Origin of the sequence: Streptococcus suis (genome assembly GCF_046032535.1) — a bacterium.
GTDB lineage: Bacteria > Bacillota > Bacilli > Lactobacillales > Streptococcaceae > Streptococcus > Streptococcus suis_AK.
Map to the genome: position 1 here is coordinate 15,299 of NZ_JARQPL010000012.1, position 24,222 is coordinate 39,520.

The 24,222-nt window shown below is 41.5% G+C and carries 21 protein-coding genes; 2 read left to right on the forward strand and 19 right to left on the reverse strand.

The features are described 5' to 3' along the window. Nucleotides 1-57: 57 nt before the first annotated feature. The 4 genes from P7J58_RS05445 to P7J58_RS05460 form a co-directional block, all read right to left on the reverse strand. A complete protein-coding gene (locus P7J58_RS05445) occupies nucleotides 58-465 on the reverse strand; it encodes a GNAT family N-acetyltransferase (RefSeq protein WP_408555869.1) in 408 nt (135 codons plus the stop codon). A 111-nt stretch (nucleotides 466-576) separates the two neighbouring features. After that, complete coding sequence (locus tag P7J58_RS05450; RefSeq protein ID WP_408572562.1) at nucleotides 577-1,176, reverse strand: DUF1648 domain-containing protein; 600 nt, start codon at nucleotides 1,174-1,176, stop codon at nucleotides 577-579. Further along, entirely contained in the window at nucleotides 1,163-1,441 is a 279-nt protein-coding gene (locus tag P7J58_RS05455) for an autorepressor SdpR family transcription factor (RefSeq protein ID WP_099832587.1), read from the reverse strand. Before P7J58_RS05455 ends, P7J58_RS05450 begins: the two co-directional genes overlap by 14 nt. A gap of 144 nt (nucleotides 1,442-1,585) precedes the next feature. Then, nucleotides 1,586-3,157, reverse strand: coding sequence for a DEAD/DEAH box helicase (locus P7J58_RS05460; RefSeq protein WP_408572563.1), 1,572 nt, complete (start codon nucleotides 3,155-3,157; stop codon nucleotides 1,586-1,588). 680 nt (nucleotides 3,158-3,837) lie between these two features. Between P7J58_RS05460 and P7J58_RS05465 the strand changes: the two genes are divergently transcribed. Continuing rightward, the gene (locus tag P7J58_RS05465) at nucleotides 3,838-4,896 is read left to right on the forward strand and encodes a phosphatidylinositol-specific phospholipase C (protein ID WP_004298887.1); all 1,059 of its coding nucleotides are present in this window, start codon (nucleotides 3,838-3,840) and stop codon (nucleotides 4,894-4,896) included. 649 nt (nucleotides 4,897-5,545) lie between these two features. Here P7J58_RS05465 and P7J58_RS05470 read toward each other — a convergent pair. From P7J58_RS05470 to P7J58_RS05490, 5 genes are all read right to left on the reverse strand, one after another. Continuing rightward, on the reverse strand, nucleotides 5,546-6,046 hold the full coding sequence (locus tag P7J58_RS05470) for a transposase (RefSeq protein WP_408572564.1): 501 nt from the start codon (nucleotides 6,044-6,046) through the stop codon (nucleotides 5,546-5,548). Between the two features lie 19 nt (nucleotides 6,047-6,065). Next, nucleotides 6,066-6,392, reverse strand: a complete 327-nt coding sequence (locus P7J58_RS05475) for an IS630 transposase-related protein (RefSeq protein ID WP_408572565.1) — start codon at nucleotides 6,390-6,392, stop codon at nucleotides 6,066-6,068. 115 nt (nucleotides 6,393-6,507) lie between these two features. Next, nucleotides 6,508-6,891 (reverse strand): PH domain-containing protein, encoded by a 384-nt coding sequence (locus P7J58_RS05480; RefSeq protein WP_044755041.1) that lies wholly within the window; start codon nucleotides 6,889-6,891, stop codon nucleotides 6,508-6,510. A gap of 67 nt (nucleotides 6,892-6,958) precedes the next feature. Then, entirely contained in the window at nucleotides 6,959-8,554 is a 1,596-nt protein-coding gene (locus P7J58_RS05485; RefSeq protein WP_408555868.1) for an ATP-binding cassette domain-containing protein, read from the reverse strand. Between the two features lie 436 nt (nucleotides 8,555-8,990). Continuing rightward, nucleotides 8,991-10,535 (reverse strand): peptide chain release factor 3, encoded by a 1,545-nt coding sequence (locus P7J58_RS05490; protein ID WP_408555867.1) that lies wholly within the window; start codon nucleotides 10,533-10,535, stop codon nucleotides 8,991-8,993. Nucleotides 10,536-10,771: 236 nt separating this feature from the next. Between P7J58_RS05490 and P7J58_RS05495 the strand changes: the two genes are divergently transcribed. Then, a complete protein-coding gene (locus P7J58_RS05495) occupies nucleotides 10,772-13,108 on the forward strand; it encodes a cation-translocating P-type ATPase (protein ID WP_408555866.1) in 2,337 nt (778 codons plus the stop codon). A gap of 30 nt (nucleotides 13,109-13,138) precedes the next feature. On the opposite strand, the gene P7J58_RS05500 is transcribed toward P7J58_RS05495, so the two are convergent. The 10 genes from P7J58_RS05500 to P7J58_RS05545 form a co-directional block, all read right to left on the reverse strand. Further along, a complete protein-coding gene (locus P7J58_RS05500; protein WP_125064845.1) occupies nucleotides 13,139-13,837 on the reverse strand; it encodes a TIGR02206 family membrane protein in 699 nt (232 codons plus the stop codon). Between the two features lie 90 nt (nucleotides 13,838-13,927). Continuing rightward, nucleotides 13,928-15,289, reverse strand: coding sequence for a UDP-N-acetylmuramoyl-tripeptide--D-alanyl-D-alanine ligase (locus P7J58_RS05505; RefSeq protein WP_408555865.1), 1,362 nt, complete (start codon nucleotides 15,287-15,289; stop codon nucleotides 13,928-13,930). Between the two features lie 54 nt (nucleotides 15,290-15,343). Further along, a complete protein-coding gene (locus P7J58_RS05510; protein ID WP_172026284.1) occupies nucleotides 15,344-16,012 on the reverse strand; it encodes an ATP-binding cassette domain-containing protein in 669 nt (222 codons plus the stop codon). Between the two features lie 9 nt (nucleotides 16,013-16,021). Then, nucleotides 16,022-17,098, reverse strand: a complete 1,077-nt coding sequence (locus tag P7J58_RS05515) for an ABC transporter permease (protein ID WP_043027116.1) — start codon at nucleotides 17,096-17,098, stop codon at nucleotides 16,022-16,024. A 1-nt stretch (nucleotide 17,099) separates the two neighbouring features. Further along, nucleotides 17,100-17,480, reverse strand: a complete 381-nt coding sequence (locus tag P7J58_RS05520) for an OsmC family protein (protein WP_024418551.1) — start codon at nucleotides 17,478-17,480, stop codon at nucleotides 17,100-17,102. Between the two features lie 101 nt (nucleotides 17,481-17,581). Then, complete coding sequence (locus tag P7J58_RS05525) at nucleotides 17,582-18,628, reverse strand: D-alanine--D-alanine ligase (RefSeq protein ID WP_024376694.1); 1,047 nt, start codon at nucleotides 18,626-18,628, stop codon at nucleotides 17,582-17,584. Between the two features lie 104 nt (nucleotides 18,629-18,732). Beyond that, nucleotides 18,733-19,329, reverse strand: coding sequence for a recombination mediator RecR (gene recR, locus P7J58_RS05530; protein WP_002935848.1), 597 nt, complete (start codon nucleotides 19,327-19,329; stop codon nucleotides 18,733-18,735). 8 nt (nucleotides 19,330-19,337) lie between these two features. Then, a complete protein-coding gene (pbp2b, locus tag P7J58_RS05535) occupies nucleotides 19,338-21,413 on the reverse strand; it encodes a penicillin-binding protein PBP2B (RefSeq protein WP_408555864.1) in 2,076 nt (691 codons plus the stop codon). Between the two features lie 91 nt (nucleotides 21,414-21,504). Continuing rightward, nucleotides 21,505-22,890: an ABC-F type ribosomal protection protein Vga(F) gene (gene vga(F) / locus P7J58_RS05540; RefSeq protein ID WP_044766389.1), complete on the reverse strand. Its 1,386-nt coding sequence runs from the start codon at nucleotides 22,888-22,890 to the stop codon at nucleotides 21,505-21,507. Between the two features lie 528 nt (nucleotides 22,891-23,418). Continuing rightward, the gene (locus P7J58_RS05545) at nucleotides 23,419-24,222 is read right to left on the reverse strand and encodes an MBL fold metallo-hydrolase (RefSeq protein ID WP_408555863.1); all 804 of its coding nucleotides are present in this window, start codon (nucleotides 24,220-24,222) and stop codon (nucleotides 23,419-23,421) included.

Sequence of the window (24,222 nt, forward strand, 5' to 3'; positions counted from 1 at the left end):
TCATTTGCTCGAAGCAAAAGGCTGGTCTCCCAGCCTCTGCTCTTTTAGATTGTTTTATTATTTTAAATAGGTGTAAGCGACACAGTCCAGGCTATCAACGGCTGTAAAGCCAATTGCCTCATAGAAAGACCGTGTTTTCTCAGTATTGTCCGTCAAGAGATGGAGTTGATAAATACCTGGAAAGTGGGCAATAGCTTGCTCTAAAAGATTGCGACCAATTCCCTGACGCTGATAGGGTGGCAGGACCAAGATGTCCTGAATAAAAACGATTGAATGCCCGTCGCCAACTGCCCGCAAAAGACCCACTAGACGGTCACCGTCAAAGGCAGCAAGAACGAGCAGACTATGTTCCAAGGCCTTCTCTAGCATTTCTGGACGGCTAGTATATCCTGTCCAGTCCACAGAATCATAGAGGTCAAGGACAGCTTGAAAATCAAGTTGAGGATTATGTTTGTAAGTAATCATGTCTTTCTCCTTTGTATTGTTTTTTAGAATACAAAGGCTTTATCCATTGTCAAAATGCCCATGGTCTTACCTCCTGTTTTGCTACTTCTAGTATAACAAAAAACGCTCCAATTATGAAGCGGTTTTAAAATGCAGATAAGCATAATAGATACTAAGACTTACAACAGAAATACCAACCAAAATCATTACAAGGATAGATAGAGTTGGTGAACCCAACAAACTTACTAACTGCAACAACCCACCAATCATCAAGAGATAGCCTGACTGCTTTCTTCCCTTTCGTTCTATTTCGTTGATCTTGCTATCCAATTCCTCTTTGGGTAAATAATTCCCTATCACCATATAATATACAGCCAGCAGTCCAATGACAAGCCTCCGATAATCCAGTTCTCCTCCTAAATTATACCAGAGTAAAGAAACTTGAATGATGAGAGCCAGTAGCGGAAAAAGCCATTTGACCACTCGAATGACTGGTGTTTTCCCTATCCCTTTCACATCATAAAGTACACAAATGAATAGGTGAACACAAAAAAATGATAGCGGTGTCAAAATCATCATATACTTGGCCATAGAGCCATTTGGCTCACCATTTACGCCAAAATGTGTCACCAGGGTATCTGGCAATGCTTTATAGTAACAAATCATCAATACTGCAATCAGTAGAAATATACTCGAAGTTGCTAATAAGGTTTTTATGTCAATTTTCTTCATCTTGATGTCCTCCTAAACTTGCAATCCAAACCAAGACTTCTTCAAAAACCGTGTAGTTTAGACGATAATAAATAAAATTTTTCTGCTTTTCCTCCAAAATTAATCCAGCTTTTTTCAAAGTGGATAAATGATGAGAAACTGTTGCTCCTGTTAAATGAAATTGTTCTACAATTTCCCCAGCAGACTTCGGCCCCGACTTAAGACTATCTAGAATTTGCCTACGAATAGGAGCAGAAATTGCCTTCAAGGTTTCAGACAATCCCATAATAAGCCTCCTTGGTCATCTATTTAGAAATATTTCTAAATAGAATTATACTCTGTTTTTATTGTTTGTCAAGAACTATTTTGATATTTTTCTAAATAGATTTCGAAAAAACAGACCACTTAATTATGGTCTGTATAGACTCGCTTATCTCTCCCCTTTATTGCGGATAACAAAGCCTGTTTTCTTTTCACTTGATGTGCGTTGGTGTGGTTTTTTATTGTCTTGACGGCGGTTGTCGCGCTTGAACCTGTCATCGCGACGATTGCGGTCACCACGGCGTCCTCCACGGTCTCGGTTGCGGTCACCGTCACGACGACCACCGCGATCACGGTCGCGACCACTACGTCCACCTTTACCCTTGGCTTGACCAGGTGCAAACTTGAATGGCAGTGGTTTTTCACGTGCGATTTCAACTTCTGGCATGCTATCTGGATCTTGTACGGTCAGACTAAGTACGTAGAGAGCAAGCTCTTCAGGCGTAAATTCAGTCGCCAACTTGATTGCATCTTTCTTAAACTTATCAAAGTTTCCACGAATGGTCTCGTCTGCGAAATCACGCTCAATCTTTTTCAAGGCAACTTTCTTCTTGGCTTCGAATGCTTCCTGAGCAGTTGCTGGCTTGAGACCTTTCATACGTTTCTTGGTCAAATCTTCGATGATGGCCAAGTAGCCCATCTCGTTTGGCGAAACAAAGGTAATAGACTGACCTGATTGACCCGCACGACCTGTACGACCGATACGGTGAACATAGCTTTCTGGATCCTGTGGAATATCGTAGTTATAGACATGCGTTACACCTGAAATATCCAATCCACGCGCTGCAACGTCCGTCGCAACAAGGACGTCAATCTGGTCATTTTTAAAATCACGGATGACACGCAGACGCTTGTTCTGGTCCAAATCTCCGTGGATACCTTCTGCACGGAAGCCACGCAGTTTCAAACCACGAGTCAATTCATCGACACGGCGCTTAGTACGACCGAAGACGATAGACAATTCAGGCTGGTCAACGTCCATAAGGCGTGTCATGGTGTCAAATTTTTCATGTTCTTTGACACGAATATAGTATTGGTCAACGTTCACATTGGTCAATTCCTTAGCCGCAATCTTAACATGCTCAGGCTCTTTCATGAATTTGACACCAATACGCTTGATTGGCTCTGGCATGGTCGCAGAAAATAGTAGGGTTTGGCGACTTTCTGGTACACGCTCAATGATCGCTTCAATATCGTCCAAGAAGCCCATGTTGAGCATTTCATCTGCCTCATCAAGAATGAGGGTTTCAACACCGTCAAGCTTGAGGGCTTTTCTCTTAATCAAGTCCAAGAGACGCCCTGGCGTACCAACAACGATGTGGGCACCTGAGCGAAGGGCCTTGATTTGCTTTTCGATGCTTGATCCACCGTAAACAGAGCGGACTTTCACACCCTTTTCACGACCAAATTTGAAGAGTTCTTCCTGACTCTGCACCGCCAACTCACGTGTTGGGGCAATAATCAGGGCTTGAACTGCTTGATTGTTGGTGTCAATTTTATTGAGGGTTGGCAGACCAAAGGCTGCGGTCTTCCCTGTACCCGTCTGGGCTTGACCAATCACATCTTTACCCTCCAGGGCAAGCGGAATAGTCTGCTCCTGGATAGGTGACGGCGTTTCAAAACCTGCCTTCTCAACGGCAAGCAAAATGTCTTCTGATAAATTTAATTCAGTAAATTTCAATTATGATACCAAGTGCGTTAAGAAAACAAGGTGAAAATAGGAGACTGACGCAGTGTGGGTACACACTAGGAAGTCTATCTTTTTCATGAAGTTTTTAGCACGGGTTCGAATACTCTTCCCGAACCAGTTTCCTAACGCATTTCCTTTCTTTTACAAGGCAGTGCGAAGCTACCTTATCTAACTTTTTTTGTAACAATTATTTCCACTGGCAGCGAACTAACCAGTATCAGACTTGTAACTTAACTAGTATAACACATTCTAAGCATAAAGGTTGGCTTTTGCCTTGAAAATAAAAATAATACGTTTTCAAAAAAAACTTAAAAATATTTGAAGGTGAGAAAGTGAGAAATTAAGACTATTTGAATCATAGTTTGAACAACCAATGCGGTATTGTATTCAGACATATAAATAATAAAGGTAAAGGTGACTCAAAACAATAGCTTTCGTAAACAAATGCTATCTTTCTCAAGACTAGTGACTATCCTCTTCGCTTTTATTTTTACCCTATGATATAATTAAGGTGATGACTTCTCACAGCTAATCGCTGGTGTCCCAATATCAAAAAACCACGATGGAAACTAACAACGTTTTTTTACTATAATTATATTACCAACCATTTCACTAATTATATTATGTTATCCAAGCGCTGATTGAGGATTAACATACGAGGAGGTATAGATATGAATACAAAAAAGAAGATATCCTTTGCCCTGACCGCTTGTCTAGGTCTTTTTTTGCTCTTCCCTACTTCTACCCACGCTCATTATGACCGCGCCTTTTGGTATGAAGAACAAGTGACCACACCGCATATTGAACAATATACAGACTGGATGTCCACAATTCCTGATAATCGTTTTCTAGGAGAGCTTGCCATTCCGGGAACTCATGATAGCATGGCTCACAGTAACCATCTTCCTTTTCGTGATATTGTCCGTACGCAAACAATGAATTTGCAGCAACAATTGGAGTCTGGAATCCGATATTTAGATATTCGTCTCGCATATATGGGAGATCACTTTGCTCTCTACCATGGCTCAATCGCCTTGGGCTACCAATTTGAAGAGGTTCTTACAACTATTCAAAATTACTTGATAAGTTATCCAAGTGAAACCATCTTAATGCGGATTAAACAAGAGCATACTCATGCCTCTGATCCTGAAATGTTTACCCTTTTTGAGTCCTATTATCAACGATATTCCTCTCTTTTCTGGAATCCTATGACTTCGTCAAACGGATACAATCCTACACTAGGCGAAATTCGTGGCCAGATTGTGCTTTTACCTGATGTCTTGTCTATCGAACACGGAATAAATTATCGTTTTGTTATTACTCAAGATCAATACCATCTCAATACAAATTGGGATTTATATAAAAAATGGGAAGCTATAAAGAACCATATCAATCAGGCAAATACATCTAGCATTGATTTTATTTTCATGAATTATCTCAGTGGTTCTGGTGGTTCTTTCCCTTATTTTGTAGCAAGTGGACATGTTCGTCCAGCAACTGATGCTTCCCGACTCTCTACTGGATTGACGGAACCCGGTTTTAGGCATCGCTACCCTGACTTCCCACGCACAGCACGTCTCGGTGTATTTGCAACAATTTCCTTTGAAGGAACCAATACTCTTGTTGCGGACTATCTACGAAACAATCAAATTCGTAGACCAGGAATCATCATTTCAGATTTCCCCGGTGAACGTCTTATCAATGAAGTTATACAATGCAATTACCGTTAATCGTTCTATATTTTTGCATGTTTAGTATTTAAGCTAAAATACTGTTCTATAAATAACATCTCGTACAATACATACCTAATTCTCACCCTAACCTTCCAATTCCTTTTACCATCAACATAAAAATATTCAACTGACTAGCGAGGAAATTCCCAACGGGGGACTCCTCGTTTTTTATATCTTAATTGTCGTTTCAAGTCAAAAATAGTCAACCACTAAATTTTCGATAAGCAGACTATATCATCAATAACAAAAAATTACTTCTTTCACGAAAAATAAAAGTGATTGATTGTGACATGAAAAATTCTATAGGAGTTGTGAACTAAGGATAGCACAGTGAAACATTGAGAGCAACAATAAAAAAATGCATCATTAGGCTGTTATAGACATTTAGTCTATCTTTAATTACTTCGTTAACTCGCTTTGCCGTACTTTGCGTAAGTGACTTGCTTTCGCAAGTCTCATTTCCAGCCTTGTACAGTCTGCTAGACTGTACAAGCTGCCTACAGCTTTTGAGGCGAATGCGGTTCGCCCTATTTCCAGCATCTTTTTTCTCGCTTTTTTGTATCTAGGATCGGGCTGAAACAGTTCCCCGAACTGTTTCACTCTCCCAGATAGTTGGAGCTAGTACTAAAAGTAAACTAAAATATAATTATTTAGCTTTAAAATAGCATTCCAAACAATACTCAACCGATTGAACTGTCCTCAAACACTCAACCACCTTTCTTTTCAATCCAGCCCAGAATCGTTCAATTGGGTTAAGTTCAGGGGAATAAGGTGGAAGCGGAAGAAAATAGTGTCCCTTAGCCACTGCAAGCTCATCTAGTTGTTTCTTGGGATGAAAAGCTGCATTATCCATAATGATGACATGGGGTTCTGTCAAGGATGGCAATAGCTGCTCCTGATACCACTTGATAAATAATTCCGCTGTCATCGTTCCATGATAAAGCAAGGGGGCTACAATTTTAGAACCAATTTGACCAGCTACTACCGAAATTCTTTCGAATCTGCGTCCACTTACCTTGTCGTATACTTTCTCCCCTCGAGGTGCTCTAGCTTTGTGACGATAAAGATAAGTATCAATGCCAGTCTCATCAATGTAAACAATAGGGGTGTTTGGAAAGCAGGCTAAAACATCAAGATAGCGTCTCACTTTTTCGCTATCTTGTTCTTTATAGGTTGTGGTCTTTTTTTAAAGTGATGTTCAGTTTTTTTAAGGCTGCCCAAACTGAGGGAATACTACAGTCAAAATGCTCTGCAATTTCCCTTAAGAAAGCATCTGGATGTTCCTTGACATAGGCTTCTAACTTATCCAATGGCAATTTGCGAGGACTACGAGAGCGTGGTTTACGATTCAGATGTCCTTCATTTTTCAGCTGTGTCTCCCAACGGTACAAGGTATCGGTTCCAATACCAAATAGGTCACAGGTTTCCTTTTTTGTGTGTCCTGATTGGACATAGGCAATAACGCGTTTTCTAAAATCAATTCCGTAAGTCATAAGTCTATTTTATTATATATTAAATAAAAAACTAAATAACTATATCTGGCAAGCTATCGCATTTGCTAGATAAAAAAAGAATGCTGGATAAGATTCCAACATTCTTTCTAACAATTTATTTTCCCAAAACAGCCGCAGCCAGAGCTTTTTGGATAGCAATAACACTCTTGTCACTCTTGAATTGGAGGGTTTCCGCTGGATCTGCCGCAGAAGAAATCCAAATCTTGAGCTCAGCATCTAAATCAAAATGACCAGAAGTTTCGACCGTAAAACGTGAAATGGACTGGTAAGGAATAGACTTATAGGCTACCTTCTTACCAGAAATCCCTTGCTTATCCACTAAAATCAAGCGATACTCGGTAAAGACAATCAGGTCGCGGACCAAACTAAAGGCCATCTCTACTTGTTCATTAGCCAATAAAATATTCCCTAGCTCCTGCTCTACCTTGTCATTATTCATCTGTGAGGCATTGCCCATCAAACCTGAAAACAAACCCATGTGTTACTCCTTTTTTACTTTTCCATATTTTACCGAAAAACTTACAGGAAACAAAGTAAAAACCAGCCTATAATACAAGCCTCTCGTCAAACAAGCCTAGAAATTCTTCATTCTGCGAATGGGTGACGACGATGACCAACTTATCCTCAATCTTGGACAAGGTTTCCGCAATTAAACTTTCATTTCTAGTATCTAAGCCCGTCGTTGGCTCATCAAATAACAAGACTTCCGCATCACGATAGAGGGCTCTAGCTATATCAAACCGCCGCTCCTCCCCTCCCGATAATTGCTGGGCAGAGGATAACAGGGTGGCGAAACCATTTTCCTGTCGTTCAAACCAGTCTAGCAGACCAACCCTGCTCAAGCAAGTCAGAGCCTTTCTCTGATCCAAGGGACCAAACAGGCTCAGATTTTCCCCAATACTAGCTGAGAAAATAGCCGTTTTTTGAGGAAGATAATAGATTTTTCCAAAGACCGAAGTTTGTTCCAAGTTCGCAAGATTGATCTGGTTGACCAAGACCCGTCCCTCATCTGCTTTCTGAACACCCAGCAGCAGACGGAGTAAGGTCGTCTTCCCACTGCCGCTTTTGCCTAGAATGGCATATTTTCTATTAGCAAGAAAACGATAGGAAAACCTATCAAATAGGCGGTGATTATTCTGCTCATAGGTAATCGTTTCCAAGCTGATGCTGTCAATGGTTTCAGTCAGTTCTTCCACGGCTTCATTTTCCTGGAATTGCCCCTGCAAAATCGCCGTCAAATCTGCCACAACAGTCCGACTGGCCAGGTAATCTGTCACCAGTCCAGACATGGTCTGGATAGGCCCCGCCACCGTTCCCATGAGGGTGGTCATAGCAATCAGGTCTGAAATCTTCAGCAGGCCTTGAAAGACAAAGATACCACCAATAATCCAGGAACCCGAATAGACCACACTACTCAAACCGTAGGACACGGCGTAGGTCTGAGATTGTTTTTTGGAAAAATGGTTGGCTCGCCTAGCATATTCCTGACTGGATGCTTGGAGTTTCTCCTCAAAAATCGGCGTAATGGTGCTGATTCGGATAAAGGTCAGAGAATGAACAAACTCACTAAAGAGCTTGAGATAGGCATTCTTCTCCGACTGACTATCCTGAGTGGCATGAGCAAGGATACGATTATTGATCAAGGGAGCGAGAAAAGGAATAAAGCACAAAGCCAGCATAATCAGCGTCATGGTCCCTTGCAAATAAAGGGCACCAATCAGTGAAAAGGTAAAGACAAGAAGACTGGTCAACATGGACAAGAGCGGTGTCAGATAGGCATTTTCTAAGACATCCAAGTGGTTGACCAAAATGTGAATCTTGTCAGCACTCTTTTTGTCATCACTTCCTGAATCATCACCAGCTGCATAGACAGCCACCAGCTGATTGCGAGTTCTTTCCATGATACGATTGACCAACTTAGACTTGAGATAACGAGGCAGGTAGTCAAAGTAGGTATCGCAGATGAAAAAGCCCACCGCTATGAGTGAACTGGTCACAAATGCCTTTTGGTCACCGGACAGAGCCGCCTCTGAAACCCTAGCATAGACAAAACCTGTTGCTGCCAAAATCAGAGCATAGACAAGAGCTACCAAGACATAAGCCAGCACCTCCGACTTACACTTTCTAAGGTAGTAAAACATGGGATAAGACCTCCAATCCATTTCCATTTATATAACTATAGTATATTATAATAATACTTTTTTTGCAATGATAACAAAATTAAAAAAAGCCAGGACTTGCCTGACTTATTATAGAGTTAATTGGGTTAGATGAAGATTGAACTTGAGGTTCATCAAAGCGACTTAAGAAAGTTTTAGCTTGATTTTCGAAGCTGAATACTGACTTTAATACGCAAAGAAAATCAAGAATAAAACTAGGCAGGGAGCTGAAGATTGAACTGAAGTTCATCGAAGCGACTTAAGGAAGTTTTAACTTGATTTTCAAAGCTGAACAGCTGTAAACTGACTTCCGTCAGTTCCCATCTCCCACTAGAAAAGGTCCACTGGACCTTAGCTATTGGTAAGCCGACTGCTGTCGGCTATTATCTCCCGATAGCAAACATCTCCCAGATGTTTGCTACATCTTCTCTTCCAACTCCACATCCGGATATTTGTCCGCGAACCAGCGGAGCGCGAAGTCGTTTTCAAAGAGGAAGACGGGTTGGTCAAAGCGGTCTTTGGCTAGGATGTTGCGGCTTGAGGACATGCGTTCATCCAGGTCTTCTGGCTTAATCCAGCGGACGGTCTTTTTACCCATTGGGGTCATGACTACCTCGGCATTGTACTCGCCTTCCATGCGGTGTTTGAAAACTTCAAACTGGAGCTGACCAACGGCCCCCAGCATATACTCGCCTGTCTGGTAGTTCTTGTAGAGCTGGATAGCCCCTTCCTGTACCAGTTGCTCGATTCCCTTGTGGAAGGATTTTTGTTTCATGACATTTTTAGCAGAAACTTTCATGAAAATTTCAGGCGTGAAGGTCGGCAGCGGTTCAAATTCAAACTTGTTCTTGCCTACGGTCAAAGTATCTCCTACCTGATAGGTCCCTGTATCGTAAACCCCGATAATGTCACCCGCTACTGCATTTTCCACATTCTCACGAGATTCTGCCATGAACTGGGTCACGTTGGACAACTTGGCTCCCTTGCCTGTACGAGACAGGTTAACTGCCATACCGCGTTCAAATTCGCCCGAAACCACACGGACAAAGGCAATGCGGTCGCGGTGACGAGGGTCCATGTTGGCTTGGATTTTGAAAACAAAGCCTGAAAAGTCTTTATTGAGCGGATCAATCACATCCCCTGTCGTTGTCTTGTGACCATGTGGCTCTGGAGCAAACTCCAAGAAGGTGTCAAGGAAGGTCTGCACCCCAAAGTTTGTCAGGGCTGATCCGAAGAAAACAGGTGTCAAATCGCCGTCCAAAATCGCCTGCTCTGAAAATTCATTCCCAGCTTCCGCTAAAAGTTCAATATCATCTAGAACTTGTGCATAGAATGGGTTAGAACCAAAGAGCTTGTCACCCTCGTCCAAACTCGCAAAACGCTCTTCACCACGGTAGAGTTCCAAACGTTTGTTATGGAGGTCATAGAGACCTTCGAAAGATTTTCCCATACCGATTGGCCAGTTCATCGGATAGCTAGCGATGCCCAAGACTTCTTCCAACTCCTGCAATAAATCCAATGGCTCACGACCATCACGGTCCAACTTGTTGATAAAAGTAAAGACTGGAATATTGCGATGCTTCACAACCTCAAAGAGCTTTTTGGTCTGGGCTTCGATACCCTTGGCAGAGTCCACCACCATGACAGCCGCATCCACCGCCATCAAGGTCCGATAGGTATCCTCAGAGAAGTCTTCGTGCCCTGGTGTATCCAGGATATTGACCCGCTTGCCTGCGTAGTCAAACTGCATAACAGACGAGGTGACAGAGATACCACGTTGTTTCTCAATATCCATCCAGTCAGACTTGGCAAAGTTACCAGTCTTTTTCCCTTTGACCGTACCTGCTTCACGAATCTCGCCCCCAAAGTAGAGCAACTGCTCAGTAATAGTGGTCTTCCCCGCGTCCGGGTGAGAGATAATCGCAAAGGTGCGGCGTTTCTTGATTTCTTCTTGTAGTGCCATAATGTTTCCTTTTCATTTTTTGTATTTTGATTCATAGCAGAGCTGAGCTCTTATCCTATTCGATTTACATTGGATTCATCCTTATTCTTTACTAGACAACTCTCTTATTATATCGGAAATAAGGGAATTTTTCAAACCATTGAAGAATAGGTCTACAGACCTATACTATTGTATTATAAATATGTTACAATAAGTATGAGATGTATTCTATATACTAGAAAAAGAAAGATAAAATAATGAACAAACAAATAAAAGGTTTATCAACCAAGGAAGTACAAGAACGTATTCAAAACCAGCAAACCAATCATTTTAAGACAAAGACCAGTGCCAGTAATTGGGAAATCTTCAGACGAAATGTGTTTACATCTTTTAACGCACTAAATTTTGCCATTTTCTTAGCCTTACTAGCTGTACAGGCATGGTCCAACCTTTTCTTCTTCGGAGTTATTGTCCTCAACGCTGTTTCAGGAATGCTGACAGAATGGCGAGCACGACGAATGATTGACAAACTCAACCTGATGAACAAGGATTTTATCCGAGTTGTTCGTGACAGTGAGACAATCTCTCTTGCACCAGAAGATATTGTTTTAGATGATGTTCTCTTGCTGTCTGCTGGCGAACAAGTTCCTAGTGATGCTATTGTTTTAGAAGGTATAGCCGAGACAAACGAGGCCATGTTAACCGGTGAAAGCGACTTGATTGTGAAAAATACTGGGGCTGAATTATTGTCTGGTAGCTATCTAGTTAGCGGACAGATTTATGCAAAAGTCATCCATGTTGGCGCAGAAAACTATGCCAATAAGCTCATGCTTGAGGCGAAAACTCACAAACCTATCGTCTCTCGTATTCTTTACAATATGGATAAAATTGCTAAATTTACAGGAAAAATTATCATTCCATTCGGACTTGCTCTTTTTCTAGAAGCCTTTTTCATCAAACTTCTTCCCTTAAAAGACTCAGTTATTACCAGCTCTACTGCCCTACTAGGTATGTTACCAAAGGGAATCGCTCTGCTGACCATCACTTCTCTCTTAACTGCCGTTATCAAACTGGGAATGAAAAATGTCCTCGTACAAGAAATGTATTCCGTCGAAACACTTGCCCGAGTTGATGTTCTTTGTTTGGACAAGACCGGAACGATTACTCAGGGGAAAATGACCGTCGAAAACTTGCTCCCCTTAACCAACCATTATTCACTTGACACTATCCAACAGATACTCGCTACCTATATCCAGACAAGTGAGGATACTAATTCAACAGCTCAGGCCATTCGAAAAGAATATGGTGATTTAGAGCACCACTATAAAGCTAGTCACATCATTCCATTTTCTAGTGATAGAAAATGGGGGGCAATGACAATAGAAAACATTGGTCACATTTTTCTAGGGGCACCAGAAATGTTACTAACACAAAATCCTCCTTCTGTTTCTGAGGCACAGGCTCGTGGTTCCCGTGTCCTGATTCTTGCGCTTAGCCAACAGTCCCTTCCTTCTTCTCAAAATCAGCTACCTGAGAATATTGAACCTCTAGCTCTATTAGAAATTGCCGATCCAATCCGAGAAGACGCCGCAGAAACACTGGCCTATCTTCGCTCGCAAGAAGTGACTCTAAAAATAATCTCTGGTGACAATCCTGTGACGGTCTCACACATTGCCAGGGAAGCTGGATTTGCTGACTACGATAGCTATATCGATTGTTCCAAAGTTGACGACGAAGAACTAATTGCCAGAGCTGAAACAACCGCCATTTTTGGTCGCGTATCCCCACATCAGAAAAAATTGCTCATCCAAACCCTCAAAACACAGGGACATACTACTGCAATGACCGGTGATGGGGTCAATGATATTCTTGCACTACGCGAAGCTGATTGTTCCATTGTTATGGCTGAAGGCGATCCCGCTACCAGACAAATCGCCAATCTAGTCCTCCTAGATTCTGAATTTCGCGATATTCCTGAGATTCTCTTTGAGGGACGACGCGTTGTTAACAACATCTCCCACATTGCTCCCATCTTTCTTATCAAAACAATCTACTCTTTCTTACTTGGCCTTATCTGTATCGCTAGTATCGCCCTAGGTAAAGCAGAATATTTGTTAGTTTTCCCATTTATTCAAGTACAAATGACCCTCATTGGTCAATTTGTCGAAGGTTTTCCTCCTTTTATCCTAACTTTTGAACGAAATATCCGCCCTGTAGAAAAACATTTTCTCAGAAAATCTCTTCTCTTAGCCCTCCCAAATGCTCTCATGGTTGTTCTCAGTGTCCTTATTTTCCATTTAATGCAAGTATTTGGATACTTAAACTTGCATGACATGCAAACCCTCTCTTATTATGTTCTTGGTTCAACAGGTCTACTGGCTGTCATTCGTGCCTGTTTGCCACTGACAAAAGCTCGACTGGCTCTTATTATTTATTCCGTTTTCGGTTTCTTCATCAGCTCCCATTTCCTACATGGTCTGATTGAAATCCACCCCTTAAACAGTCACACATTGCCAATCTATTCTGGATTAATGCTCATTTTTATCCCTGTCTTTTTCTGGATTAGCCACAAACAAGGCGCATTTAAAAACTAAAAATAAGACTTGAAAAACTAATTTCAAGTCTTATTTTTTCAATATATGCGAATTCATTTGTTTGCTTTCTTTTTTCAAATAGGCAATTAACATAGCTTGTATACTCAAAATAGAGAAACAGAGTAGGCAGGTTACCAAGAAGAAATTCAAAGGAAGATTGGTACTGTTCACTAAAGGTGCCTGTCTCAAAAATCCATAATTTCCACCAGTTAAAAGAGCTACTCCTAGAATCAGCATATTCATAATAAGCGTATATTTCACTACCTCTTTCCCCTTCAACATCTCCCCCTCTAAATCAGATAACAGGTACAACATACAATTAACCGTCAAGGCGTAGTGACCAATAACAAAAGTAAAGAAGGTCAGATGTGGAAATGCAAATGGGTCAAATACTGGATGAATAAAGGCCGCAAGCGATCCAAAAAGACCCAGATAGGCAAAATAACGTTTCAAAGGTCCAGGCTTCGCCCAAAGAATAAAGAGCATAGCCAAGCGACAATGATAAAAAGGAAGACTCTCAGAAAGAGGAAAATCAGCTACGATATACCAAGTATAAAGGGAGACAATCTGTATAAATTGAAGCCACCAAAAAACAATATGAAACCATCTTTTTTGATAACAACGAAAACAAAGATAGAGCATGAAAAACCAAATAATCATGAGAAACAGGTGTTCCAATACGTTCAGGTTCGGTGCTTCAGAAATCTGATTGCTAAAAAAATCACTCATCTTATTAAATTCCTCTCTTTCCCAAAAAGTTAGTATATCAACTTTTCGATGTTTTGACAAGACTTGCTGAAAAAGAGAGGTCTTGCCTCTCTACTTTTCTATTTCTTCAACCACTTTCCCAAGATTCATGGAATTAGAGCCTTTAAAGAGGATTTGGTCCTCTTTTCCTAGACTTTCTCTAACCTGTTTAACCAGTTCTTCAAATTGGTCCTGCTCTGCATTTTTCCTAAAGAAATAGACTTTTCCAATCGGGAACATCTGACTAGCCAACTGGGCCAGACCTTCAATATCCTGACCGTAGAAAATGACGGTGTCTAGCACATCAGGCGACAGGCTCAGAATCATCTGATTGTGGAGGTCAACGGACTGGCTCCCCAGTTCTTTCATGTCTGCTAAAACGGCGATTTTCTTGCCGCCTTCATTGGCTGGGATACTAGAGAAGGTTTCCAAAATCAAACGCATGGCCGTTGGATTGGCGTTGTAGACATCGCTGAGAATATCTGCTCCGTTTGCTGCCTTCTTCCACTCGGTGCGGTTGCGGGTCAAGTTTAGACTGGCTAGGGCTGACTTGATTGCCTCATCTGGCACACCCAAGGTCCTACCTACGTAGCTTGCTACCATGGCATTGGTGGCATTGTACTTGCCCGTTACTGGGAGGAAAATATCGCCGTCCATAAAATTGACGGTGAAGGTCAGGCTATCTTTTGACTCGACCAGACTGGTCACCTGCAAATCAGCCTGCTCACCGAAGCGAATGAGGTCTACATGGCTCGGCAAGAGCTTATCCGCAATCGGATCTGCTGGGATCAAGAGTTTACTACCTGGATCCATTCCATCTGCAATTTGTAATTTTCCTTTGGCAATCTCTGCTCGTGAGCCGAAAAATTCCAGATGCGCTTCGCCAAATAGAGTAATTACTGACAGACTTGGTTTGGCAATTTCGGATAGAAGATGAATGTCTCCCAACTGGTCTTGGCCCATTTCCAAGACCAGTTTTTCTGTATCATCAGGCATGTGGAGGACGGTGTATGGCAGACCGATTTCGTTGTTGTAGTTGCCTTGTGTCTTGTAAGTCTTGTAAGTCGTCGCCAGAACATCGTGAATCATGTCCTTGGTGGTCGTTTTACCGTTTGATCCTGTCACAGCAATGACTTCTACCCCTGTTTTCTCTAGGTAGTAGGCCGCTAATTGTTGAAGCGCAGCCAAGCAATCATTTACTAGAATGTGAGGAACATCAAGGCTGACTTCAGACAGGGTTACTGCGCAGCCATTTTCAAAAGCAACAGGAATGAAGTCATGACCATCACGCGCACCTTTGAGGGGAACAAAAAGATCCCCTTCTGTAATCAGGCGACTGTCGAACTCCACCTTGTTAAGGGCTCTATCGGGATAAAGACTAATATCATTTTTTGCGCCCAAGACCTGAGCGACTTCGTGTAGGGTTAATTTCATTGTTTTCTCCAATAAACTAAAAAAGAGCTTTCGCTCTTTCTATTATACCATTTTTTATCGAACTTGAGTGAGGACACCATCTTTCATCTCATATACCTTGTCGCATTTTTCAATCATACGCTGGTCATGTGTTACCATGATGATGGATTTGTTCCGTTCTTTGGCTTCCTTAGCTAATAACTCAACCACTTCAAAAGCGCGATTACTGTCTAGACTGGCTGTTGGTTCATCAGCTAGAATCAAAGCTGGATCGTTATAAAGTGCACGGGCAATAGCTACACGCTGCCGTTCTCCGCCTGACAAATCCTTAGGGAACTTGTTTTTGAGATGTTCCACACCCAATTCAGATAGGAGTTCGTTTCGCTTGCTCGGTTCAGCTTTCTTATTGACCTTATCAACCAAGGTTAATTGTTTTTCGACTGTTAAAAATGGAATCAAATTGGAAGCCTGCAAGACAAAACCAATGTCCTTATAGCGCAATTTGGCACGTTTTTTCTCAGGTAAATCAGAATAGTCCGACTGATTGATTAAAACACGACCCGTTGTCGGTGTTTGTAAACCACCTACCAAGGTCAAAAATGTTGACTTCCCAGAACCAGATGGTCCAATGATGGCAACAAATTCGCCTTCTTCAATGCTAAAATTTGTTGGTTTAAGAGCCGTAATGGTTTGACTGCCATCTTGGAAGGTCTTACTAATATTTTCAAAAATAAGTGTTTTCATAACAACCTCCTAAGACAAATTTCGTAATGGATCTACCTTAAAGATAGAACCTACAGAGAAACTAGCACCCAATAGAGCAAATACAACTAGTGCTAGGCCGATTGCAATATAGAAGGTCCAGTTATTCTCAAATGGAACAGCGCTTGGCAAGACAAGGGATGACAAATAAGTCCCAGCCAATCCAAGGACGGTTCCCACACCAGCAAGTAGGAAGGTTTGAGCCAGTACAGAACCTGAAATATAGCCATTTGAAAGACCTTGGATTTTCATCAAGCCAAAAATCGGCGATTTCTGAGTTGTCAAAACAAAGATAAAAATACCAATAACAATGGCTGAGATGACAATCAAGAATCCTATCATAAAGCCAAAGGTCATATTTTGGGCCTTATATCCTGGCAGATTTTCAATAAAGTCTGCAATAGCAACTTTTTCCAGCTCATCTGGTAGAGAAGCGACATCTCCACGAACGACAATGGCACTGGCAAGATTACTCGTTGCAGCTTGTTGTTTATCAGCCTGCATCAATTCTGCAAATGCCGTAAAGTCCATATATACAACAGGCGCCACTCCAAAGTAGGCATTGTCTGTATAACCTACAATGGTCACTTTTTCATCAGCACCTGATAGATAGATTTGATCTCCAAGCCCAAAACCTTCTACCTCTGACAAGGTTTTGTCTACAAGGACTTCTCCCGTTTTTTCATACAAACGACCTTCTACAATATTCGGTACGATAAAACTATCAGCCTCTACGGCAAAGATGTTTACCTTTTCTTTTTCGTCTGAGGTGGCATTTTCATCCACATAGGCAACTCCTGCCTGTTGGCGAATCAAGGCCTTGTCACTAGCATCCACCTGATCAAGCAGGCTCGTATCAATTTTTGATGCTGCAATCAAGCGATTGCTTTCTGAATTGAGCAGAACATAGTCTGCCTGCCATTTATCAACTGCTGTTCTATTTTCCTGCATGAGTCCGTAAGCCAAACCAGTCAGGAAAAAGACCAAGTAAGAAATCAGGATTAATAATCCTAAAATCAAGCCGTAACGCAGTTTGTTCTGTCGCATTTCTTCGATTGCTAAAAACATCTTACTCCACACTTTCTAAGACATAAAATCTTGTCTCAAACTGCAAGTCTTCCCTCAAAAGAGCTTTGACTTTACATTTCTTTTCCACATAGGAAAGAATCTCTTTCTGCTTTTGCGCTGAAACCGACTCACCAATTCCAATCAACACCTCAAAACGCTGATTGTCCAAGCGACTCTCCACCTGAACAGGCATGGTTTTATTGCCTTCTTGGCTGGCATAGTAGCCCTGCACACACATGGTGATACAAGCAGCTAAGCCAATATTAACTAGACTAACCGGAGTCTCACCCTTCTCCGTTACCCCAAAGGTACGAACCGGTTCGCCATAACCTTGAGAAAGAGCCTGAAACAGGCCTTCCCCTTTTACTGTCGTTTGATACATAAACACCTCCAGAACTTGTTCCATTTTATTCCTTTTTGCAAACCTTTGCAAGAATGTGAACTAGAAAAAGATTGGAAATTTTCCAACCTTTTCCAAACATTTTAAATCAAGTGACTTTCGCGTTTTTCAAACATTTCCTTAGCCAAACGAACAAGCTCTTCAATCAAGTCTGGGTAAGCTAGGCCCATATTATCCCAAAGGAGTGGATACATAGACCACTGGGTAAATCCTGGCATGGTATTCAACTCATTTAAGAAGATGTCGCCGTCTTCTGTCAGGAAGAAATCACAGCGGGACAGGCCACAACCACCGAAAGCTCGGAAGGCCTTGGCAGCATTATCACGCATGGTGTCCATGATAGACTCGTCAATCTTAGCTGGGATTTCCATAGTAATCTTGTTGTCGATGTATTTGGCATCGTAGTCATAAAAAGCAACGTCTTTGACTACTTCGCCAGGAAGGGTGGTTTTCACGTCAGCATTTCCCAAAAGACCGACCTCAATCTCACGCGCATTAACACCCTGCTCAACGAGGACACGGCTATCATACTTGAAGGCCAGATCAAGTGCCTTACGCAAGCCAGCTAAATCCTCAGCTTTTGAGATACCGACACTTGACCCCATATTAGCTGGTTTTACAAAGACCGGATAAGTCAATTTCCCTTCAATCTCTGCAATCTTTTCGTCAATATTTTCACCCTCTATAACGGCTACATATGGTACTTGGGAGATTCCAGCTGATTCCAAAATACGCTTAGTTGTAATCTTGTCCATGGCAACGCTGGAAGACAAGATATTAGTGCCAACATAAGGCATACGGAGAACTTCCAAGAAGCCTTGAATTGAGCCATCTTCCCCCATTGGTCCGTGAAGGACAGGGAAAACGACTGCCTTTTCTTCATAAATATCGCTCGGACGGATTTTTTGCTCTTCAACAATCGTCGCGTTTGTCATGAGTTTTTCATCGGCAGACGGTATTTGAGAAAACTCTTGCGTCTTTACAAAGTCACCAGTTTGAGTGATGAAATAGGTTTTGACAAAAAATTTATCATAATTGATAGCACGCATGACGCTTTCGGCAGACAGAACAGATACCTCACGCTCTGCAGAACGCCCACCATATAGTAAAATCAAGGTTTCTTTTGACATATATTTTCCTTCCTGTACCAACGCTATTACTCTTAGTATAGCATAATTTAACAAATCATATCTATCCTATCTTAAAATTAGGAACGTCTCTAACTACAGAACTGCTATAGCTCTGTACGATTTTCAATAGCCCTCAACAGGGTCACTTCATCTGCATATTCAATATCACTGCCTACCGCTAAGCCACGAGCTAGTCGGGTTACTTTGATTCCCGCTGGTTTGAGGACTCGTGAGATATACATGGATGTAGCCTCTCCATCTGCTGTTGCATTGGTCGCCACAATAACTTCTGTAACCTCATTGTCCATCAGGCGAGTGAGGAGGGTTTTCAAATTAATATCATCTGGTCCGATACCATTCATGGGAGAAATCAAGCCATGCAAGACATGATAAAGACCGTGGTATTCTTGAATATTTTCCAAGGCTGTAACATCTCGGCTATCCTCTACAATCAAAATAGTAGATTGGTCTCGCGTTGAGTCCTGGCAAATGGCACAGGGGTCCTGATCCGTCAAATTACCACAAATAGAGCAATAAGATAGGTCTCGCTTGGCTGCCAATAAATTTTTTGCAAACTCATTAACGACATCATCCTCCATGCCAATAGTATAAAAAGCTAAACGGGTAGCCGTTTTTATACCGATACCTGGCAATTTAGAATAGCTATCAATTAACTTGGCAATAGGTGTAGGGTAAAGCATAAGCCTCCTTAATTCATTGGGTGAAGTGATTGATATAGATTGATAATTTCTTGAGTAATTGTCTTAGTAGTTGTTGAACTTTGATTGGTCAAATTTGGTAGGACAACTGCTACCGCAATTTGAGGATTATCACTAGGCGCATAAGCAACAACGTTGGTATTGACCGCAGTAACCACATCACCAGAAGCTGTCGTTGTATAGGTTTCGGCTGTACCAGTCTTGGCACTGATGGTCACAGCCGCACCACGACCGATAGCACTACCTGTATTAAAGCGCCCACTACCATTGACAACTTGGTAGAAACCTTGACGAAGAAGAGACATATCCTCAGTGGAAATATTAACCTGATTCATCTCCTTACCAGATACGGTTTCAATTAATTCCCCCAAACCACCTTGGGCATTATTCCCATAAATTCCCTCAACGAGGTGCGGAGAAATCCGTGTCCCGTTATTCGCAATGGTCGCTGCATACTGTGCCATCTGCATCGGTGTATAGTTATCAAACTGTCCAAAAGCATTGGTAATAAAATTGGCTGTCGAATACTCTTCCGGTAAAAATCCTGTAGATTCGAGTGGAAGGTCAATACCTGTTGACGCACCTAAACCATACTCTGCAAAAGTCGAACGAAGCTTAGTCATGGCATTTGTCAATGTATCGCCATCATTCAAATACATGTTAGCTGAGTAGGTCTGACCAAGTAATCCCAAAGCAATCTTAACCATGTAGACGTTAGAAGAATATTCTAGAGCCTCTGTCGCATCAATATTAAAACTACCATAGGCCCCATACCAAGATGTAATTGGTGCTGAACCTGCAAAATAGATTGGTTCATCTAACTGCACTTGATTGCCACTGATAACTCCATTTTCCCAACCAGAGCTGATTGTCGCTCCTTTGACGATGGAACCTGGTGTGAAAACACTTGTAATAGTACCAAGGGCATCTTCTGTTATGCTACCTGCTCCTTTTTCATGACTGTATCCAGACATGGCAAGCACCGCACCTGTTGAAGGTTCCAATGCGACTGCATAAACTCCTTCCGAGTAAAGTGCACTACCAGTAGCCAGCTCACTTTCAAAGTATTTTTTCAAAATAGCATTGACACCATCTTGAAAGGCTAAATCAATAGTCAGTTTAATATTATTTCCCTGCTGTCCTTCTTGGATTGTCTCAATACTTTCGACATTTCCGTTTCGATCTAGGTTGATTTGTTTTTTCTCACGTTGACCTTGCAATACTTCTTCATATTGTTTCTCGAGGTAGGCAGTTCCCACACGGTCATTTGATGAGTAGCCCTTGGAGAGATAGTATTCCGCATCTTCCGCAGGCAAACCAGCCTGTTCACTCGTTACTGTACCAATAATAGAGCTGAGGGAAGTTGGTAAAATCGTCCGTTGCCAGTTGTTAGTCGTTGAAATGCCTGGAAGTTGACTTTCATTGGCTACGATATGAGCAACTTGTTCAGCTGTTAGAGTATCTGTTACCAAATTAACAGTAGAGAAGTAAGTAGCTCCATTCATCTGCTTAAATAGCTCAATCGCCTTGCTATCTTGCTCAGAATATTGCAATGCTTCAGCAGGGATACTATCAACCGCATTAGAATAAATTGTCGATTCACTCAGGTAGTTGCCATCAGAATCGTATTTTTTATCTTCTGGCAAGGCCTCGACTACCTGACGATAAACTTCTTCATCCGCCAAATAATAATCAGCCTTGTCACGTTGAGTAATTGTTACGTCCGACACATTGACCCACTGCAAGAGTTTATTAGCTACTTCTTTCATTTCCTGAGCAGACATCTTGTTGGAACGTGTGAAGGAGACAACCTGCTGAATCTCGTTTTCAACTAAAGGTTTTCCTTGCGCATCGTAAATCTGCCCACGGATAGAGCCATTGCTGATGATTTTCTGACTGGCAGTAGACAGCTTATTACTATAAAAATCATGATTGATGATCTGCATATCTGCCAGACGCAATATCAAAACTAGGAAAAGGAAAATCACGATAGAAAATAAAATATTTAAACGAAGGGAAATAAAATTTCCATCGTGTTCCAAAGGCTTGTTCTTTCTTTTTTTCACTTCAAAGACCTCATTCTAGAAATGTCCTTCTTATTATACCACAGGCAAAAAATATTTTTTAGACAGAGCCTCCTTTTCAGAAAATATTTCCTTATGATTTCTTCACGAGACAAGCTTGCACTATCTCCCATTGACTGTGAACAGATGTTTCCACAAACTGTTGATCATGGGAAACCAAGAGGACACTTCCTTCATATTCTTTCAAGAATGTTTCCAAAGCCTCAATAGCTGCCATATCTAGAAAATTTGTCGGTTCATCTAATATCAAAAGATTTGCATCCGCCAACAATACCTTAGCTAAGGAGAGACGAACACGCTCACCACCAGACAGATTTGCTACCTTCTGCTGAGCCTTATCATAAGAAAGTCCTAACATACCTAATAAATTGAGAATCGTCATCCTATCTTGAAGAGAGGTACAACTAACATTTTCCAAAGCAGTCTTTTCTTCATCAAGGTTTATCAAATCCTGTGCAAAATAAGCAATTTTTAACTTAGGATTATAATAGCCTGCTAATTCTTTCCTAAATAATTTTCGGACAAAACTAGTCTTTCCAGAACCATTTGCCCCCACTAAGGCTAACTTCTCTCCAAACGTCATCCCTATCTGAGGGAAATCAAATAGATACACTTCATCCATCAAAACTTGACCTGCTTGCAAAAGAAATAGTCTGTGTAAATCAGTATCTAAGGCACCTTTTGATTCCATTTTAATATGAGCCTCCTTTCTGGGCTGACTTACCTTTTCCAACCTCTCAATCCTTTTCTCTAACTGTTTAGCAGTCTTTGCCATAGACTTGGCTTGACTATCATAGGAACCCATCATAGCACTGACTTTCCACTCTGAGGAAGAAACACCTTTCTTTCTCTTCCCCATCTTCTGAGCCTTGACCTGACGCTCTTGTTGGGCTTTTTTTAGTTGAGCGACTTTTTTCTGATAGGCTTCATAGGCCTGCTGCTGTCCTTCTCGCCTAGCCCGGCGACTTTCTACAAACGCCTCATAATTCCCTGTATAGACCTGAATACTTCCTTCTTCTAAATGCCAAATGTGACTGGCAATTTGATTGAGAAAATGCCGATCATGACTAACAACCAATAGACTGCCTCGATAGCGTTTGATTTGTTTGATTAGCTTTTCCTGGTGTTCTTGATCCAGATTGGCAGTTGGTTCATCCATGATTAACAACTGTGGTCTTTGGGCAAAAGCCTCTTGAATAGACTTCCAAACCTGTTCCCCACCTGAAAGCGAGCTCCTTTCCTGTAACTGGGGTACATATGCCCAGTCTGCTTTTACCTCAATCTGACCAGCAAAATCCCTATCCAGTCCCAGTAAGATTTTCAAAAAAGTAGACTTGCCAACACCATTATTTCCAACCAAACCAACCTTTTGACCAGCTTGAAGACTCAACTGCTGGATTGTAAACAAACTACGTCCCGCAAATTCCTTCTCTAATTGAATACATTTCATTACTTCCATATAGACCTCTTTTCTTCACAAAAAGGGCCCCTATTCTGCTCAATGAACAAGAAAAAAGCCATGCAAAACATGACCTTTTCCAATGGAAAAAGTCACATGAATAGTAAGCCCTTATGAGCAGTCTTATCCCTTGTGTAGTCATTTAGTTTATCTTTTATTACTACGACGTAAGAGGAAACATCGTTTCCTTATTTCCAACTTCAAACATTCCACTGGATTGTTTGAACTCGCTTTGCCGTACTATGTAGAAGTAACTTGCTTCGCAAGTGCTATCTCCAACCTTGTACAGTCACTCGACTGTACAAGCAGCCTGCAACTTTTGGTGCGAACATCATTCGCTCTATTTATGACCTCCAACAGTCTATTCCTAGACTGTTGGAGCAAGTACTAAAAGCTAACTAAAAGACTAAATTATCAAATAATTGATTTTCAACAAGTTTTAAGAACGACTAATAAGCAGCTTAATTATTCATGTAACTTCACCTCACGTATTTTATATATTTATTCTAAACAAGTTCAATGAATTTGTCAAATCTTGGTCAAGGGAGTCGCTGTATCTGGCGAGGTATCGTAGATCTGGAAATCCACTCCAACTCCTAAATCAGCCTGCGCCAACTGATTAACCATGGTCATGTGGGCCAATTCCTTGATATTGTTTTCCTTTGACAAATGCCCTAGGTAAATCTTTTTAGTCCGATTTCCTAGTGAGCGAATCATGGCATCAGCTCCATCTTCATTACAAAGGTGCCCCTTATCCGACAAAATCCGTTGTTTAAGATTCCAGGAATAAGAACCCGCACGCAAGATTTCGACATCATGATTGGACTCAATCAAATAGGCATCTGCATTCGCCACAATCCCAGCCATTCGATCACTGACATAGCCTGTATCCGTCAACATAACAAAGGATTTGTCATCCTTCATAAAACGGTAAAATTGCGGACAGGCCGCATCATGACTGACACCAAATGACTCAATATCTAGGTCGCCCAAAGTCTTCATAGCACCCAATTCGAAGATATGTTTTTGAGCCACATCAATCTTGCCCAATTTGCTCTCCATAGCCTGCCAGGTCAATTCATTGGCATAAATGTCCATGCCATACTTACGTGCTAGAACACCGATACCATGGATGTGATCGCTATGTTCATGCGTTACCAGGATAGCATCAATATCCTCAGGCTTTCGATCGATTTCCGCCAAAAGACTGGTAATCTTTTTCCCTGATAAGCCAGCATCCACTAAGATTTTCTTTTTATCTGTTTCTAGGTAAAAACAATTCCCGCTGGACCCTGAAGCTAAAATACTATAATTAAAACCTTTTCCGATCAT